Origin of the sequence: Rhizobium bangladeshense, assembly GCF_001662075.1 — a bacterium.
Classification (GTDB): domain Bacteria; phylum Pseudomonadota; class Alphaproteobacteria; order Rhizobiales; family Rhizobiaceae; genus Rhizobium; species Rhizobium bangladeshense_B.
Map to the genome: position 1 here is coordinate 419,744 of NZ_LYPL01000001.1, position 14,961 is coordinate 434,704.

Genomic DNA, 14,961 nt, shown 5'->3' on the forward strand with positions numbered 1-14,961 from the left:
GCCTTTTTTATCAGGAATAAAAGCGGTTCAGGCCGCGTTCGAGGTCTGCTCTTCGTTGAGGAAGGCGTAGATCGCCGAGGCGGAATCGGTGGCGCGCAGCTTTGCCACCAGATCGTGATCGCGCAGGACGCGGGCGATGCGCGACAGCGCCTTGAGATGATCGGCGCCCGCGCCTTCCGGCGCCAGCAGCAGGAAGACGAGATCGACCGGCTGGTCGTCCAGCGCTTCGAAATCGACCGGCTGCTCCAGCCGGGCGAAGATGCCGACGATCGAATGAATGTTCACCAGCTTGCCGTGGGGAATGGCGATACCGTTGCCGACGCCGGTCGAGCCCAGGCGTTCGCGCTGCAGGATGACGTCGAAAATCTCCCGTTCGGAGAGCCCGGTGATCCTTGCGGCTCGTGCCGCCAATTCCTGAAGCAACTGTTTCTTGGAATTTACTCTGAGGGCGGGAATGATCGCATCCTGATGGAGCAAATCTGCCAATGCCATTTCTTTTTCCTTCTGTCGCCGGGATCAGATGATGCGGGGAAGCGGCGGCGATACCGCCGCTCACCGCCCTGATCTCAGCCTTTGATATTGGCCGAATCGATCCAGCCAATATTCCCGTCGTGGCGACGGTAAACAATGTTCAGGTGTTCCTTGCCGGGGCTGCGGAACAGGAGAAGCGGCTCGTCGGTCATGTCGAGCGCCATCACGGCGGTGGCGACCGACATGGTCTTCAGCTGCTTCGTGCTTTCAGCGACGATCGCCGGGGCGAAATCGTCGGGAATTTCATCCTCGTGATCAGGAACGGAGTCCATGACCGTGTAGGAGACTTCTGCAAAACCATTCAGGTGGTTTCCGGCATGATGGTCCTTCAGCTTGCGTTTGTAGCGGCGCAGACGCTTCTCGATGCGCTCGGAAGCGGCGTCGAAGGCAAGCTGGGGATCGGTTGCTTCGCCGGCGGCATGCAGCACCACTCCGCTGTCGAGATGAAGCTTGCAATCTGCCGAGAAACGAGAACTCGCCTTTTCGACGGTCACCTGGCCGGAATACCCCCCGTCGAAGTATTTCGTGATGGCCATACCAATTTGGTCCTCGATCTTTTGACGGAAGGATTCACCAATTTCCATATGTTTCCCGGATACACGCACACTCATGGAGTTTCCCTTCTTATGGTCGTTTGCGGGTATCAGTTTACGCCAAGCCTCAGGTTCATCCAAGCACTTCGCGCAATCTCAAGCAAGATCGGCGTAGGCCTGCGGGTCCTCGGTGCCCTTGGGATGATGGGGATAACTTCAAAAGGCGCTCACGGCGTCGATTGCGGCGGGCTTCTAGCCAGAGCTTACCAAAAAGTCAATAGGGCCGAAAATGGCCTGCGGCGATGCGCGGAAAACGTGCGGAAGATTCCTTGCCGACAAGCGCTCCCGACGATCACCGCTTCGACGGCTTTCGACGCTTCGCGCTTAAGCTGTGCCGCCCTTACGGTTCTCATTATTGCGATGCCACAACTGTTGTCCGGTTGGCGCCGACGGCTGCCCCTCACCCCCAGCGGAGTCGAGGTCGGCGGCTCAACCCGGCTGGTGGCGGGCGGGGATCTCTTAGAACGACAATTGACTTGTCTAAAGCGCTGAGAAACGTCTGAAACGCAGTAGAATCAGCACCGTGCAGGAAGTCCACCAATTTAGCCGGACAGCCTGTGGTGACACCTGATATGGCTGCCGATGCGGTCGAAACCGGCGCCTGGATGAGACCCGCTCAGAAGCCCGCGACCTTGGCGAGCGCCCGCTTCTCGCGGCGGCGCTGGACCGAGGAGGCGATGTTCATCGCTTCCCGGTATTTCGCCACCGTGCGCCGGGCGAGATCGATGCCGCCCTTCTTCAGCATATCGACGATATCGTCATCGGAGAGCACCGCGTCCGGGCTCTCCTGCATGATGAGGGCGCGGATCTTGTGACGCACGGCCTCGGCCGAATGGCTGTCGCCGCCTTCGACGGCGCTGATCGACACGGTGAAGAAATATTTGAGCTCGAAGAGGCCGCGCGGGGTCAGCATATATTTGTTCGAGGTGACGCGGCTGACGGTGGATTCGTGCATCTTGATCGCCTCGGCCACCGTCTTCAGGTTCAGCGGCCGCAGGTGGTCGACGCCGTTGAGCAGGAAGGCATCCTGCTGGCGGACGATCTCACTTGCCACCTTCATGATGGTCTTTGCCCGCTGGTCCAAGCTGCGCGTCAGCCAGTTGGCGCTCTGCAGGCACTCGGACAGAAAGGCGTGATCCTCACCGTTCCTGGTCACGCGCGAAAAATACGATTGGTTGACCAGCACGCGCGGCAGCGTATCCGGATTGAGCTCGACCAGCCAGCCGCCGTCTGCCGACGGCCTGACGACGACATCGGGCATGATCGCTTCGGAAACACCTGCCTCGAAACCGCTGCCGGGTTTCGGATTGAGCTGGCGGATCTCGGCGAGCATGTCGAGAAGGTCTTCCTCGTCGACGCCGCAGAGCCGCTTCAACGTGGCGAAATCGCGCCGCGCCAGCAGTTCGAGATTGTCGACCAGCGCCTGCATGGCAGGGTCGTAGCGGTCCTTCTGCCTGAGCTGGATCGCCAGGCATTCGGCGAGGCTGCGGGCGAAAACACCCGGAGGATCGAGCGTCTGGAGGGCAGCAAGGACGTGTTCAACCTGCGGCAGGCTCGTGCCGAGCCGCTCGCCGGTCTCGACGAGATCGGCTTGCAGATAACCGGCATCGTCGAGCTGATCGACGAAATTTTGCGCGATCAGCCGGTCGGTCATGTCGGGCAGGATGAAGGGAATCTGCTGGGCGAGATGGTCGCGCAGCGACAGCTGGCCGGCGACGAAATCGTCGAGATCGTAATCGGCGCCCTCGGCGCTGCCCGGCATCGACTTCCACTGGCCGACAAGCTCCGGTGCATCGAGGCGCTGCGGGCCACCGTCATCGGGAAAGACATTGGTATAATTGGCGTCGAGCTCGTCGTTCAGCCGGCCGGTGCTTTCGCTGCCGCCATTGTCGTACCAGTCGCTGGAGAGCGCCTCGGCGTGATTGTCGGCGCCGTCGTCCGAGCCGGCATCCTCCGGCGGCTGGCCAAACTGCGCGTCCTCACCGGCACCACGTTCGTCGCCCGCCTCGCCGTCGTTTGACGGGAATTCGAGCAGCGGGTTCTTTTCCACTTCCTGCGCGATGAACTGGCTGAGCTCGAAATGCGTCATCTGCAGCAACTGGATGGATTGCATCAGTTGCGGTGTCATCACCAGGGACTGGCTCTGGCGCAGGAAAAGATTGGCGGACAGTGCCATGACGGACGCGAAACTCCCCTCAATTCCTCCGGGAAACCGCGTCCAGTTAACGCCTCAGGCCACGGAAACCAAGTTGGCCCAAAAATTGCTTTTTTATCTCATTTGGTCAAGCGGAACTAAGCGGCAAGGTGAATTTCCGCGCCGACGGGAGCATGACGGATTCCGATTTGGTCGAAAATCAGCCTAATCCGGCGTCAGAGGCTGAATTTGTCGCCGAGATAGAGCCGGCGCACTTCCGGATTGTTGACGATGTCGTTCGCCCGGCCATGGGTCAGCACTTCTCCGGCATGAATGATATAGGCGCGGTCGATGAGACCGAGCGTCTCGCGCACATTATGGTCGGTGATGAGAACACCGATGCCGCGCGCCGTCAGGTGATGGACGAGGTTCTGGATGTCGGCGACCGAGATTGGGTCGACACCGGCAAAGGGCTCGTCGAGCAGCATGAAGGTCGGGTCGGTCGCCAGCGCACGGGCGATCTCGAGACGGCGGCGCTCGCCGCCGGAAAGAGCGACGGCGGCACTCTTTCTGAGCTTCTGGATATGAAATTCCTCCAGCAGCTCGTTCAGCTTCTGCTCGCGCTCGACCTTGTCCTTGACATGCACTTCGAGGACGGCGCGGATATTTTCTTCCACCGTCAGCCCACGAAAGATCGAGGCTTCCTGCGGCAGGTAACCGACGCCGAGGCGGGAGCGGCGGTACATCGGCATGGTCGTGACGTCGTTGCCGTCGATTTCGATCGTGCCTTCATCCACCGGCACAAGGCCGGTGATCATGTAAAAACAGGTCGTCTTGCCCGCACCGTTCGGACCAAGCAGGCCGACGGCCTCGCCGCGGCGCACCACCAGCGAAACGCCGTTGACGACGCGACGCGTCGCATAGGTCTTCGTCAGACCACGGGCGATCAGCGTTCCCTGATAGCGACTCTTGTCGGCGGCACCGGCAGCTTGTGGCTCGGGCTGGCCGAACATGGTGGATAGCGATGATAATTTCACGTGGGAGGCCGACTTCTCAGTTCTGCTTCTGCTGCGCATTCGGCTGCGATTTCGGATCGAGCTGAATCTGGACACGCCCGCCGCAGCTTTCAAGCTCCGCCCGGCCGGTTTGCATGTGAACGGTCAGTTTGCACCCGGTAAAGACGTTCGGCCCGTCCGACAGAATAACCTTATTGCCCTGATCCGCCGTCAGGATGAATGTCTGCGAGGCCATGTCGAAATTGCCGTCATCGGCGGTCGCCGTCTGCGTGCCCGAGGTCAGCAGGACCTTGTCGGTCACCAGGATCTTGTCGATATCGGCACTTCCCGATGCGAGCGAGGCAGACTTTTCCGGCTGGGCGGGCTGAGCCCCATCTGCGCCAGGCTTTGCCGCCTTGTCCTTATAATAGACTGTCATCTTGCCGGACTGCATCGTCGTCGTTCCCTGGACGACCTTGACGTTGCCGGTGAAGAGGGCGGTGTGCTCCTGGTCATGGATCTCAAGCTTGTCGCTTTCGATCTGGATCGGCTGGTCGTTGGAAAGCTTCATCCCCGACATCGAGGCGGTCGCCTGCTGCGCGCCGGCGCCCGAGGCCATCAGGATAAGGGCAAACGCGCCGGCAATGAATGCTACGCCCGTCTTGCAAGCTGAAATGCGACAATCTTTTGTCATGGATGACCCGGCTGGTTAGGTGCCCTGTTTATGGATGGTAGATGGATCGACATTCATGCGAACATTCCCCTCGAATGTGATCACCCGCCCCTTATCTGTTATCTCAAGCGTCTTCGCAACAATGGAAGCATTGTCCTTGGTGATGGTGACGGGGTCGTCGCTGCGCATGTTGCCGCCCTTGATGTCGAGCCGGGCGGACTGGAATTTCGCGTTGAGGCCACTGCTCAGCACCAGGGTGAAGGGGGCCGTCATATGCAGATTGTCGGTGGCTCGGTTGTAATCGGCGGTCGAGGCGACGACGCGGGCGATTAGGCCGTCATTCATCGGCACGGCCGCCTTGATGGTCTCTAGCGTGATGAGATCGGGATTGCGGATATCCTGCAAAGCCCGTTCGGCGAGCATCGAATAATTGATGCCGTCGGAATTGCGGCCCGCGATCGCGGGCTTTTCCATCACGACCTTGCCGTTCTCGATCTTGGCCCCTTCGAACTTGACGTTTTCGGGCAGGTAGATGCTGACCAGGGCCACCGCCGCGAGGCCAGCGGCGACGATGAGGGCGGCCACCGGCAGCAGGATCTTCAGCCGCCGAACGCGGGCGGAATGGAACAACGCATCGCCATAGGCGCTCCTGCCGGAGCCCACATAAGCGGCATTTCCGTTGTTCTTCAGGGTATCGAGCATAGGTCTCGTTCCATCTGCGGTGATTGCCGCGCCTTATAACAAAGCCGGCCGCCAATCACAGTTCGTTTCGCATTATTACATTGGCTTGCCAATATGGAATTTTTTCTGCAACAAGCAACAAAACGGAAAAACATCAAAAAGTGCATTCGTACGCGCCGCTGCCACCTAATTTCACCGGATCGATCGGCGCCGTGCCGACGCCGGCCAGCGCTGGAGGTATCTCATGGACAGTTCGATCATTGCCGATCGCCGGCGGCTGCGCCGCAAGCTCGGCTTCTGGCGCATCGTCGCGGTGGCCCTCGTCGTGGCGCTTGGCCTGGCCTTCTACGGCTTCGCCTTCGGCGGTGCCGGAACCGAGCGCCCGCATATTGCCCATGTGACGATATCCGGACTGATCGTCGACGACGACGAGCTCCTGGAGCGGCTGAAGAAGGTCGAGACCAGCGATCAGGTGAAGGCAGCGGTGATTTCGATCTCTTCGCCCGGCGGTACGACCTATGGCGGCGAAAAAATCTTCAAGGCGATCCGTGCCATATCGGCCAAGAAGCCCGTCGTCTCGGACGTGCGCACGCTTGCCGCCTCGGCAGGCTACATGGTCGCCACTGCCGGCGATACGATCATTGCCGGCGACAGCTCGATCACCGGCTCGATCGGCGTGATCTTTCAGTATCCGCAGATCCAGCCGCTGCTCGACAAGATCGGCGTTTCGCTGCAGGAGATCAAATCCTCGCCGCTGAAGGCCGAGCCCTCGCCCTTCCACGAGGCGAGCGAGGAGGCCAAGGCGATGATCCGCAATATGGTGCTCGACAGCTACAACTGGTTCGTCGACCTCGTGGCCGACCGGCGCAAGCTTCCGCGCGAGGAGGTGCTGAAGCTCGCCGACGGCACGATCTATACCGGCCGGCAAGCGCTCCAGGCGAAACTCGTCGATACGATCGGCGGCGAGCCCGAAATCCGTGCCTATCTTAAATCGCGCGGGGTCGACGCCGATCTGCCGTTGGTGGACTGGGACAAGAAGAGCAACACGCCGTTTCTGCTCGCTGGGGCTGTTTCGCGGCTGATTACGATCCTCGGTTATGATGATCTCGTCAAAGGCCAAGATATCAATGGAATCCTGCCCCCAAAGTTGCTTCTTGACGGGCTGCTTTCAGTTTGGCAGGTTGGCCGGGATTGATAAGAAATCAATAATTTAAGGGGGCGACTGTGATCAAGTCCGAATTGGTGCAGATTGTTGCGGCACGCAACCCGCATCTCTATCATCGCGACGTCGAAAATATCGTCAACGCGGTTCTCGACGAGATCACCGATGCACTGGCTGCGGGCAACCGCGTCGAATTGCGCGGCTTCGGCGCGTTTTCGGTCAAGAACCGCCCTTCCCGCTCCGGCCGCAACCCGCGCACCGGCGATACCGTCTTCGTCGAGGAGAAGTGGGTTCCCTTCTTCAAGACCGGCAAGGAACTGCGCGAGCGGCTCAATCCCGGCCAGGCCGACGAAGAGGATTGAGCGGCGCAACCGGCCTGCGGCGAAACCGCACTTGAACTTGAACTCGGTTTTCCTATTCTGCTAGCCCATCGGCCCGAAAATCGGAATCGATTTTCAGGCCGATGCGTAGATACAACGCGCCATTCGAAGAGAGCGGCGCCGTCCGACGGATGGAGACCCCAATGGCCAAGAAGATCGTCAACCTCTTGATTCTGCTGCCGCTCGGCGTCATTCTCATCGTCTTCTGCGTTGCCAACCGGCAGAGCGTCACCCTCGCCTTCAATCCGTTCCGGCCTGACGATCAGGTGCTTGCGGTCTCCGCGCCCTTCTTCGTCTTCCTGGTCATCGCGCTGATTTCAGGCATGCTGATCGGCTCGGCCGCCACCTGGTTCAGCCAGGGCAAACACCGCAGGCGGGCACGCACCGAGGCCAGGGAAGCCATTCGCTGGCAGGGTGAGGCCGACCGCCACAGGACGCACGCCGAGGATATCGCCGGCCAGCTGCCGTCGCGGTAAAAGCGTTGCCGGTGCGTCAAACCGGAGAGAAGCTCAGCTCCTCATAGTCGCCTTCCGGCGACGCGCCGTTGCCGGTTACTGCGAAACCATGGGAAAGGTAGAAGGCCTTCGCCCGCCGGTTGTTCACCAGGCATTTCAGCCGGTATTTATGTTGCGGCCAATCCGGCAGCGCCTGCAGCAGCGCCGTGCCGGCGCCAAGGCCCTGGAATTCCGGTCTGATGTAAAGCATGTGAATGAAATCGTCCTCCGGCCAGAGCGACAGGAAGCCGGCAAGCGCGCCATCGGCATGCTCGCAGACGAGGATCGTTTCGCCATTGGTATGGGTGGCAAAATCCTCGTGATGGAATTTGCCGGGATCGACCCAGACGAATGTCTGGCGGCGCACGGAAAGATAGATTTCCGCAAGCATGTCTTGGTCTTCCGCCCGCGGCGGCCTGATGGTCCATGTCATGATGAGGGCTTAAACCAAGCTCCTGCCCGCGCCAAGTCCACAGCCGACGCCTCCGGCGCTCAATCGGCGGTCATTTTTGCGACGACGGCAGCGTTGAAATCCGAAAAGAAGCCTTCGGCCAGCCTCTGCGAGGTCGAATCGAGCAGGCGGGCGCCGAGCCGGGCGAGCTTGCCGCCGAGTTCGGCCCTCGCCCGGTAATGCAGGATCGTCTCGCCGCCCCGCTCTTCGAGCACGACATCGGCGGCTCCCCTGGCAAAGCCGGCAAGGCCGCCCTTGCCTTCGGCCGACAGCGTATAGCTTTTCGGCGCATCGACATTGGCAAGTGTCAGCAGCCCATGAAAGGTGGCCGACAGCAGACTGAACTTGACCCTGATCGTGGCCTCGAAGGTGTCGGGCGACAGCCGCTCGATGCTCTGGCAGCCGGGAATGCAGCCGCGCATGATGTCCGTGTCGTTGAGCGCCGCCCAGACCAAGTCCCGCGGCGCCGCGATGCGTTCTTCGCCGGTGAAATCCATTCGATAGCCCCATCTCCGATTCGCTCACCTTATCCCAACGGGGAAGCCTTTTGCCAAGGCGGGGAGCGAATGTTATCCGGCGATCCCGGGCAAGCAGTTGGCGGCGCGGCATTCTCCAACGCAACGCCCCTCATCCTGAGGCGCGCAGCCCATAGGGCGGAGCCTCGAAGGACGCGCTCCAACGCTGCTCCTTGCCTTCATCCAATGTCAGCGCACCCGCCTCGTCCTTCGAGGCCCCTTGCGAGGCACCTCAGGATGAGGCTCTCTCTTGAGTCGCCAGCTTCGGCCATGTCGCGATAATTGGCTGCACAGGCAGCCGTCCTATGATTTGAAACAAATGCCGCGTCGGCGCGCAGTTGATCCGGCACGCTTTTCTGGGCTAGTGCATAGGCAAAGGCCGCTGTTGCGGACGCAGACCCTCTTTAGACACCCCGATAGAGACGCGGAATAGCACGTTGAAACAGAAAGAACGCCGGCCGGCCCAGAAGAAGACGTCAGGTCCCTCCGGTGAAACCCGCAGGGACGATCGGGCCGGCCGGCCGGCGAAGCCGGTTGCGCAGTCTGTGGTGGCCCGCGAGGCGGCGCGACAGAGCGCAGTGCCGGCCGCAGCCGCGCGTCCGCTGACGACGCGCAGCGGCGAGCGGCCAACGGAACGCGTGCCTGTCATTCTCGAATCGCTTGGTGCCGGCGATTTCCACCTGATCGACAGCGGCGACGGCCAAAAGCTGGAGCAATACGGCCCCTATCGCATCATCCGCCCGGAGGCCCAAGCGCTGTGGCGGCCTTCGCTGGCGCCGCAAATCTGGGAGAAGGTCGACGCCGTCTTCACCGGCGATACCGATGAAGAAGGCACCGGCCGCTGGCGCTTCCCGAAGGCTGCACTCGGCGAGACCTGGCCGCTCAATCTGCTCGGCGTCGATTTCCTCGGCCGCTTCACCTCGTTCCGCCATGTCGGCGTCTTCCCCGAGCAGATCGTCCACTGGAGCTGGATGAAAGATCAGGTCGAAAGGGCCGGCCGGCCGCTAAAAGTCTTGAACCTCTTCGGCTATACCGGTATCGCCTCGCTGGTCGCCGCAGCAGCCGGCGCCGAGGTCACGCATGTCGACGCGTCGAAGAAGGCGATCGGCTGGGCGCGCGAAAACCAGGCGCTCGGGCGCATGGAGAAGCTGCCCATCCGCTGGATCTGCGAGGATGCGATGAAATTCATCCTGCGCGAGGAACGGCGCGGCAGCCAGTACGACATCATCCTCACCGATCCGCCGAAATTCGGCCGCGGCCCCAATGGCGAAGTCTGGCATCTCTTCGAGCACCTGCCGTTGATGCTGGATGTCTGCCGCGAGATCCTCTCGCCGCAGGCGGCGGGCCTGGTGCTGACGGCCTATTCGATCCGCGCCAGCTTCTATTCGATCCATGAGCTGATGCGCGAGACGATGCGGGGTGCCGGCGGGGCGGTCGAATCCGGCGAGCTGGTGATCCGCGAGGCGGGCCTCGACGGCAATACGCCCGGCCGAGCCCTTTCCACCTCCCTCTTTTCCCGCTGGGTGCCGAAATGAGCAAGGACTTTCACGATCAGGGACCGCGCAGGGTGGGCCAGGTGAAGGAAGTCACCTCGCTCGCCAATCCCATCATCAAGGACATCAAGGCGCTGACAAACAAGAAGTCGCGGGAGGAAAGCGGGACTTTCCTCGCCGAAGGGCTGAAGCTCGTCATCGATGCGATCGAACTCGGCTGGACGATCCGCACACTGGTCTACGCCAAGGCCGCCAAGGGCAAGCCGCTCGTCGAGCAGATGGCGGCCAAGACCGTCGCCTCCGGCGGGCTGGTGCTTGAAGTCAGCGAAAAGGTGATCGGCTCGATCACCCGCCGCGATAACCCGCAGATGGTCGTCGGCATCTTCGACCAGCGCTGGAAACCGCTCAAAGACATCCGGCCCAAGGAGGGCGAGACATGGGTGGCGCTCGACCGCGTGCGCGACCCCGGCAATCTCGGCACCATCATCCGCACAGCAGATGCGGCCGGGGCCTCCGGCGTCATTCTGGTCGGCGAGGCAACCGATCCCTTCTCGCTCGAGACCGTGCGCGCCACCATGGGCTCGGTCTTTGCCGTGCCGGTCGCACGCGCAACGCCGGAGGAATTCCTCGCCTGGCGGAAATCGGCCGGCGTTTCCATTGTCGCCACCCATCTTGCCGGCGCGGTCGATTACCGCACGATCGACTACCGGAAGAAGCCCATCGTGCTCTTGATGGGCAACGAGCAATCCGGCCTGCCCGAGCAACTCGCCGAAGAGGCCGATGCGCTTGCCCGCATTCCGCAGCAGGGCCGCGCCGATTCCTTGAACCTCGCCGTCGCCACCGCCGTCATGCTTTTCGAGGCGCGCCGCCATCTCCTCTCACTTGCTGAGGGCAAATGACCGAACAGACGCATGCACGTCCCGCGCTCTTTGCGCGCCCAGCGCCGATCCTCTTCTTCATCGTCGCCGCCGTTCTCATCGACCAGGTCGTCAAGATCGCCGTCGACCATTACCTGCCGCTGCAAGAAGCCGTGCCTGTTCTTCCGATGCTGGCGCTCTACCGCACCTATAATCTCGGCGTCGCCTTTTCGATGCTGTCGGGCATGGACGGCTGGTTCATCGTCGGCATGCGGCTCATCATCGTCGCCTTCGTCATCTGGCTGTGGTACCGCACCGCCAAGGATCGCTGGCTCGCCCATCTCGGTTACGCGCTGATCATCGCCGGCGCGATCGGCAATCTTGTCGACCGCTTCGCCTATGGGCATGTGATCGACTACATCCTCTTTTACACCGAAAGCTGGTCCTTCGCGGTCTTCAATCTCGCCGACAGTTTCATCACCATCGGCGCGGCCTGCGTCATTCTCGACGAGCTGTTGCTGCCGAAAAAGGCCGGCCGCTAAAATCTTATCGAATTCCTGAAGGCATTCGGAAGGGGCCTCATGTTAGCCATATAGCATGCACAACCTGGGACAGTTGCAGGAAAGATTGTCCGCCGCCTTCGGCGGACCCGCCGCCAAGCCGCATCAGGAGCGGATGGGGCAGCCCTCGCCGCGACCACATGCGGGGCTACCGGCGCAAGCCAATCACCGCCGGGCGCCCGCGCCGACACGGCGCCTGCTGTTCTACTGGCTGAGTGGCGCCGGCCTTCTCGCCGCAACGATCCTCATGCTGCTTGCCCATGCCGGCCATCCGCTGCTGCTGCCAGGCGGGCTTGTCGTTCTCGGCCTGGCGGTGCTTGCCGGTTACCTTGTCCTGACAATCCGCCGGTGGGGGGCAAACAAGCCCCGCCAATCCCTGCCGGAGCGCAACGACGGCGCAAAGCTGTTCGCCGACGTGCACGACGTGCTCGGCGACATCACTGTCGGCCGCACCATGGACCGGCGCATCATCTCCGCCAACGATACGTTTCGACGTCTGACCGGACGGCTGCATCCGGAAGGACGCAGCTGCGAGGAGATCGGCCTTGCCTTCCGCCCCGGTCCGATCCCGCATTGCTACGATGTCGAAATCTCGACACCGGAAGGCCAGCGCATTTTCGTCTGGCGCGACGTCGTCACCCGCGATCCTGCGAACGGCCGGCTGCTGCTGCAGAGCGTTGCCCGCGACGTCACCGAAGAGCGGCTGATCGCGCAGAGCCGCGAGGAGGCCCGCCAGAAGGCCGAATATAACAGCGCCGCCAAATCCAGGCTGCTTGCCACCGTCAGCCACGAAGTGCGCACGCCGCTTTCCGGCATCCTCGGCATGACGCATCTGCTCGCCGAGACGCGGCTGACGCAGGAACAGCAGAATTATCTGGCGAATATCCGCCAATCCGGCCACGCGCTGACGCAGCTCGTCGAAGATCTGCTCGATTTCTCCACGATCGAGGTCGGCCGCTTCGAGCTGCACCCGCGCTCAGAATCGCTGCGCAAGCTGCTCGAAAGCGTCGTCGAGATGCTGGCCCACCGAGCGCATGAAAAGGGTATCGAGATCGGCGCCACCGTGTCATCCGACGTACCGGAGCAGATGAGCTTCGATCCGGCGCGGCTGCGCCAGGTTCTGTTCAATGTCATCGGCAACGCCGTGAAGTTCACCCAGGTCGGAGGCGTCTTCATCCGCGTCTCGCTTGACGCCGGCAACCTGTTGATCACCGTGGCCGATAGCGGCCCCGGCATGACGGCGGAGGAGCAGGCGCGCATCTTCGGCGAGTTCGAGCAGGGCGGCACCGTCGCCGACAAGAGCAGCGGCACCGGGCTCGGCCTTGCGATTTCGGCGCGCATCATGCGCGAATTCGGCGGCGCATTGACGGTTGCCAGCGAAAAGGGCCTCGGCAGCGAATTCACCATCCGCTTTCCCGTCGATTTCGGCAGCGAGCGGCCCGACCGGCGAGACACGCTGCTGGCCGGCAACAGCGTCGTGCTCTTGGCTCCGGCAGGGGCGGCGCGCACCGCCATCGCCGAGACCATCACCGCGCTCGGCGGCATCTGCCATCTCGTCGGTGACGGCGAAACGGCGCGGGAAAAGCTGCTCGGCATGGCCAATAGCGGCGGCCGGCCGACCGATATCATCGTCGACCACCGCATGTCGGCGGAATTTTCCGCTCACCTTGCCGATCGCGCCGAAATCGCCGCGCTCGGCCTGCGCAAGGTTCTGCTCGTCAACCCGGAAGAGCGCAGCGCCCATCCGCTCGACCTGTTCGATGCCTGGCTCATCCGGCCGCTGCGCGAACAGTCGCTGATCGATGTGCTGCGCGGGCGCATGCGCGGCATGGAAAAGCGCGACGCGCTGAACGACAACCAGCCGGGCTTCGGGCTATCGGTGGCGGAGGCGAGGGTGGCGGCGAGCGGGCTCAGCATCTTGCTCGGTGAGGACGATCCGATCAACGCCATGCTGGTGCGCGTCGTCCTGGAAAAAGGCGGCCACAAGGTGCGTCATGTCGAAGATTTCGAGACGCTGCTCGATTGCGCCCTCGGCGAGGCCGATGCCCGCCCCGACATCATCATCAGCGATTTGTCGATGCCAGGCGGCAATGGCATCGACATGCTGGGACGGCTGCGCGGCCACGAACGGCGGCTCGATCTTGCGCCCGTGCCGGTGATCGTGCTGACCGCCGACAAGAGCGACGAAGCACGCCGCCAGGTCTTGCTCAATGGCGCCAACCGGGTCATGGTGAAGCCGGTCGACCCGCTGCGGCTGCTGACCGAAGTTCAGGCGGTGGCCGCACTTTCTGCCCGCCGGGCAGAGGCGCGATAGATCCTGTGAGGACCGGCATGCGTCTTGCCCCGGGAAATGCAATATGTCACTTTCCTGTCGTACAGAAGTGTTTTATGGCGTCGATAAGCCGGCAACCGGAGAATCGCCATGTCCTCCACCGACATTCTCAATCGTGACGTCATAGCCGAGGCTGCACGGCCGTCGACGGCTGCTGCCCAGAAGGATGGCGATATCCTTGGCCGCATCGGCAATCTGGAAACCCGCCTTGCCCGCACGGCGCGCGAGATCGACGCCGCCCAGGCGGTGCGCTACCGCGTCTTCGTCGACGAAATGAAAGCGCAGCTGCCGCTGGACGCCATGCGCCGCCAGCGTGATGTCGACGCCTATGATTCCTTCTGCGATCATCTTCTTGTTCTCGACCGTGCGATCGAGGGCGATTCTGAAGACCAGATCGTCGGCACCTATCGGCTGCTGCGCCAGGATGTCGCCATGGCCAATGGCGGTTTTTATTCAGCTTCCGAATTCGAGATCGAGGGGCTTCTCGCCAAGCATCCGGACAAGCGCTTCATGGAGCTCGGCCGTTCCTGCGTGCTGCCGGAATACCGCACCAAGCGCACCGTCGAGCTTCTATGGCAGGGCAACTGGGCCTATGCGCTGAAGCACGGCATGAGCGCCATGTTCGGCTGCGCCTCATTCCCCGGCGTCTATCTCGAAAGTCATGCGCTGGCCCTGTCCTTCCTCTACCATAATGTGCTGGCGAAGGACGAATGGGCCGTCGGCGCGCTGCCGCATCTCGCCCGCAACATGGACCTGATGCCGGTCGAGGCGGTCAACCCGAAGCGGGCGCTGATGGCCCTGCCGCCGCTCATCAAGGGCTATCTGCGCCTCGGCGCGATGGTCGGATCCAGCGCCGTCATCGATCATGCTTTCAACACGACCGACGTACTGATCGTGCTGCCGATCTCCAGCATTTCCGACCGCTACCTGAACTATTACGGCGCCGACGCCGGCCGCTTCGCGAGCTGATCGTTTGAGCTACAACGGCGGCTTTGCCGGATCGTCGCTTCATGATGCCGATGATCCTCGCTTCGGCGCGCTGTGACGCCGGGATCGGCGATACGAACCACTCGTAAGGCTTGCGCCGCGGTTACCCCTCACCCTAACCCG

The 14,961-nt window shown here is 62.2% G+C and carries 16 protein-coding genes; 8 read left to right on the top strand and 8 right to left on the bottom strand.

Features of this window, described 5'->3' with window-relative positions; translation table 11 throughout:
* Positions 1 to 27: 27 nt before the first annotated feature.
* The 6 genes from ptsN to lptC form a co-directional block, all read right to left on the bottom strand.
* Complete coding sequence (gene ptsN / locus A7X77_RS02050; RefSeq protein WP_003570770.1) at positions 28 to 492, bottom strand: PTS IIA-like nitrogen regulatory protein PtsN; 465 nt, start codon at positions 490 to 492, stop codon at positions 28 to 30.
* A gap of 74 nt (positions 493 to 566) precedes the next feature.
* Complete coding sequence (gene hpf / locus A7X77_RS02055; RefSeq protein ID WP_003570772.1) at positions 567 to 1,142, bottom strand: ribosome hibernation-promoting factor, HPF/YfiA family; 576 nt, start codon at positions 1,140 to 1,142, stop codon at positions 567 to 569.
* Positions 1,143 to 1,740: 598 nt separating this feature from the next.
* Positions 1,741 to 3,300 carry an RNA polymerase factor sigma-54 gene (rpoN, locus tag A7X77_RS02065; RefSeq protein WP_064681347.1) on the bottom strand — a complete coding sequence of 520 codons (1,560 nt, stop codon included), beginning with the start codon at positions 3,298 to 3,300 and terminating at the stop codon, positions 1,741 to 1,743.
* A 194-nt stretch (positions 3,301 to 3,494) separates the two neighbouring features.
* Positions 3,495 to 4,271: an LPS export ABC transporter ATP-binding protein gene (gene lptB / locus A7X77_RS02070; protein ID WP_064681348.1), complete on the bottom strand. Its 777-nt coding sequence runs from the start codon at positions 4,269 to 4,271 to the stop codon at positions 3,495 to 3,497.
* A 40-nt stretch (positions 4,272 to 4,311) separates the two neighbouring features.
* Entirely contained in the window at positions 4,312 to 4,947 is a 636-nt protein-coding gene (locus A7X77_RS02075; protein WP_064681349.1) for an LptA/OstA family protein, read from the bottom strand.
* Positions 4,948 to 4,962: 15 nt separating this feature from the next.
* The gene (gene lptC, locus A7X77_RS02080; RefSeq protein WP_064681350.1) at positions 4,963 to 5,628 is read right to left on the bottom strand and encodes an LPS export ABC transporter periplasmic protein LptC; all 666 of its coding nucleotides are present in this window, start codon (positions 5,626 to 5,628) and stop codon (positions 4,963 to 4,965) included.
* A 223-nt stretch (positions 5,629 to 5,851) separates the two neighbouring features.
* Between lptC and sppA the strand changes: the two genes are divergently transcribed.
* From sppA to A7X77_RS02095, 3 genes are all read left to right on the top strand, one after another.
* Positions 5,852 to 6,802 (top strand): signal peptide peptidase SppA, encoded by a 951-nt coding sequence (gene sppA / locus A7X77_RS02085; RefSeq protein ID WP_064681351.1) that lies wholly within the window; start codon positions 5,852 to 5,854, stop codon positions 6,800 to 6,802.
* A 29-nt stretch (positions 6,803 to 6,831) separates the two neighbouring features.
* Positions 6,832 to 7,131, top strand: coding sequence for an integration host factor subunit beta (locus A7X77_RS02090; protein WP_003544934.1), 300 nt, complete (start codon positions 6,832 to 6,834; stop codon positions 7,129 to 7,131).
* Positions 7,132 to 7,292: 161 nt separating this feature from the next.
* The gene (locus tag A7X77_RS02095) at positions 7,293 to 7,625 is read left to right on the top strand and encodes a lipopolysaccharide assembly protein LapA domain-containing protein (RefSeq protein ID WP_064681352.1); all 333 of its coding nucleotides are present in this window, start codon (positions 7,293 to 7,295) and stop codon (positions 7,623 to 7,625) included.
* A gap of 16 nt (positions 7,626 to 7,641) precedes the next feature.
* Here A7X77_RS02095 and A7X77_RS02100 read toward each other — a convergent pair whose 3' ends face one another.
* A complete protein-coding gene (locus tag A7X77_RS02100) occupies positions 7,642 to 8,076 on the bottom strand; it encodes a GNAT family N-acetyltransferase (RefSeq protein WP_064681353.1) in 435 nt (144 codons plus the stop codon).
* A gap of 59 nt (positions 8,077 to 8,135) precedes the next feature.
* Positions 8,136 to 8,591, bottom strand: a complete 456-nt coding sequence (locus tag A7X77_RS02105; protein WP_064681354.1) for an SRPBCC family protein — start codon at positions 8,589 to 8,591, stop codon at positions 8,136 to 8,138.
* 455 nt (positions 8,592 to 9,046) lie between these two features.
* Between A7X77_RS02105 and A7X77_RS02110 the strand changes: the two genes are divergently transcribed.
* From A7X77_RS02110 to A7X77_RS02130, 5 genes are all read left to right on the top strand, one after another.
* Entirely contained in the window at positions 9,047 to 10,144 is a 1,098-nt protein-coding gene (locus tag A7X77_RS02110; RefSeq protein ID WP_064681355.1) for a class I SAM-dependent rRNA methyltransferase, read from the top strand.
* Complete coding sequence (locus A7X77_RS02115; RefSeq protein WP_064681356.1) at positions 10,141 to 11,001, top strand: TrmH family RNA methyltransferase; 861 nt, start codon at positions 10,141 to 10,143, stop codon at positions 10,999 to 11,001. The genes A7X77_RS02110 and A7X77_RS02115 overlap by 4 nt, the downstream gene beginning before the upstream one ends.
* The gene (gene lspA / locus A7X77_RS02120; RefSeq protein WP_064681357.1) at positions 10,998 to 11,501 is read left to right on the top strand and encodes a signal peptidase II; all 504 of its coding nucleotides are present in this window, start codon (positions 10,998 to 11,000) and stop codon (positions 11,499 to 11,501) included. The genes A7X77_RS02115 and lspA overlap by 4 nt, the downstream gene beginning before the upstream one ends.
* Before the next feature lie 55 nt (positions 11,502 to 11,556).
* Entirely contained in the window at positions 11,557 to 13,833 is a 2,277-nt protein-coding gene (locus A7X77_RS02125; RefSeq protein ID WP_064681358.1) for a PAS domain-containing hybrid sensor histidine kinase/response regulator, read from the top strand.
* A 108-nt stretch (positions 13,834 to 13,941) separates the two neighbouring features.
* Positions 13,942 to 14,820, top strand: a complete 879-nt coding sequence (locus A7X77_RS02130) for a GNAT family N-acetyltransferase (RefSeq protein WP_064681359.1) — start codon at positions 13,942 to 13,944, stop codon at positions 14,818 to 14,820.
* The last annotated feature ends 141 nt before the right edge of the window (positions 14,821 to 14,961 follow it).

Excerpts from the sequence above, each read along its gene's own strand:
- ptsN (WP_003570770.1), bottom strand. The coding sequence starts at position 492 with ATGGCATTGGCAGATTTGCTCCATCAGGATGCGATCATTCCCGCCCTC.
- hpf (WP_003570772.1), bottom strand. The coding sequence starts at position 1,142 with ATGAGTGTGCGTGTATCCGGGAAACATATGGAAATTGGTGAATCCTTC.
- rpoN (WP_064681347.1), bottom strand. The coding sequence starts at position 3,300 with ATGGCACTGTCCGCCAATCTTTTCCTGCGCCAGAGCCAGTCCCTGGTG.
- lptB (WP_064681348.1), bottom strand. The coding sequence starts at position 4,271 with ATGTTCGGCCAGCCCGAGCCACAAGCTGCCGGTGCCGCCGACAAGAGT.
- A7X77_RS02075 (WP_064681349.1), bottom strand. The coding sequence starts at position 4,947 with ATGACAAAAGATTGTCGCATTTCAGCTTGCAAGACGGGCGTAGCATTC.
- lptC (WP_064681350.1), bottom strand. The coding sequence starts at position 5,628 with ATGCTCGATACCCTGAAGAACAACGGAAATGCCGCTTATGTGGGCTCC.
- sppA (WP_064681351.1), top strand. The coding sequence starts at position 5,852 with ATGGACAGTTCGATCATTGCCGATCGCCGGCGGCTGCGCCGCAAGCTC.
- A7X77_RS02095 (WP_064681352.1), top strand. The coding sequence starts at position 7,293 with ATGGCCAAGAAGATCGTCAACCTCTTGATTCTGCTGCCGCTCGGCGTC.
- A7X77_RS02100 (WP_064681353.1), bottom strand. The coding sequence starts at position 8,076 with ATGACATGGACCATCAGGCCGCCGCGGGCGGAAGACCAAGACATGCTT.
- A7X77_RS02105 (WP_064681354.1), bottom strand. The coding sequence starts at position 8,591 with ATGGATTTCACCGGCGAAGAACGCATCGCGGCGCCGCGGGACTTGGTC.
- A7X77_RS02115 (WP_064681356.1), top strand. The coding sequence starts at position 10,141 with ATGAGCAAGGACTTTCACGATCAGGGACCGCGCAGGGTGGGCCAGGTG.
- lspA (WP_064681357.1), top strand. The coding sequence starts at position 10,998 with ATGACCGAACAGACGCATGCACGTCCCGCGCTCTTTGCGCGCCCAGCG.
- A7X77_RS02125 (WP_064681358.1), top strand. The coding sequence starts at position 11,557 with ATGCACAACCTGGGACAGTTGCAGGAAAGATTGTCCGCCGCCTTCGGC.
- A7X77_RS02130 (WP_064681359.1), top strand. The coding sequence starts at position 13,942 with ATGTCCTCCACCGACATTCTCAATCGTGACGTCATAGCCGAGGCTGCA.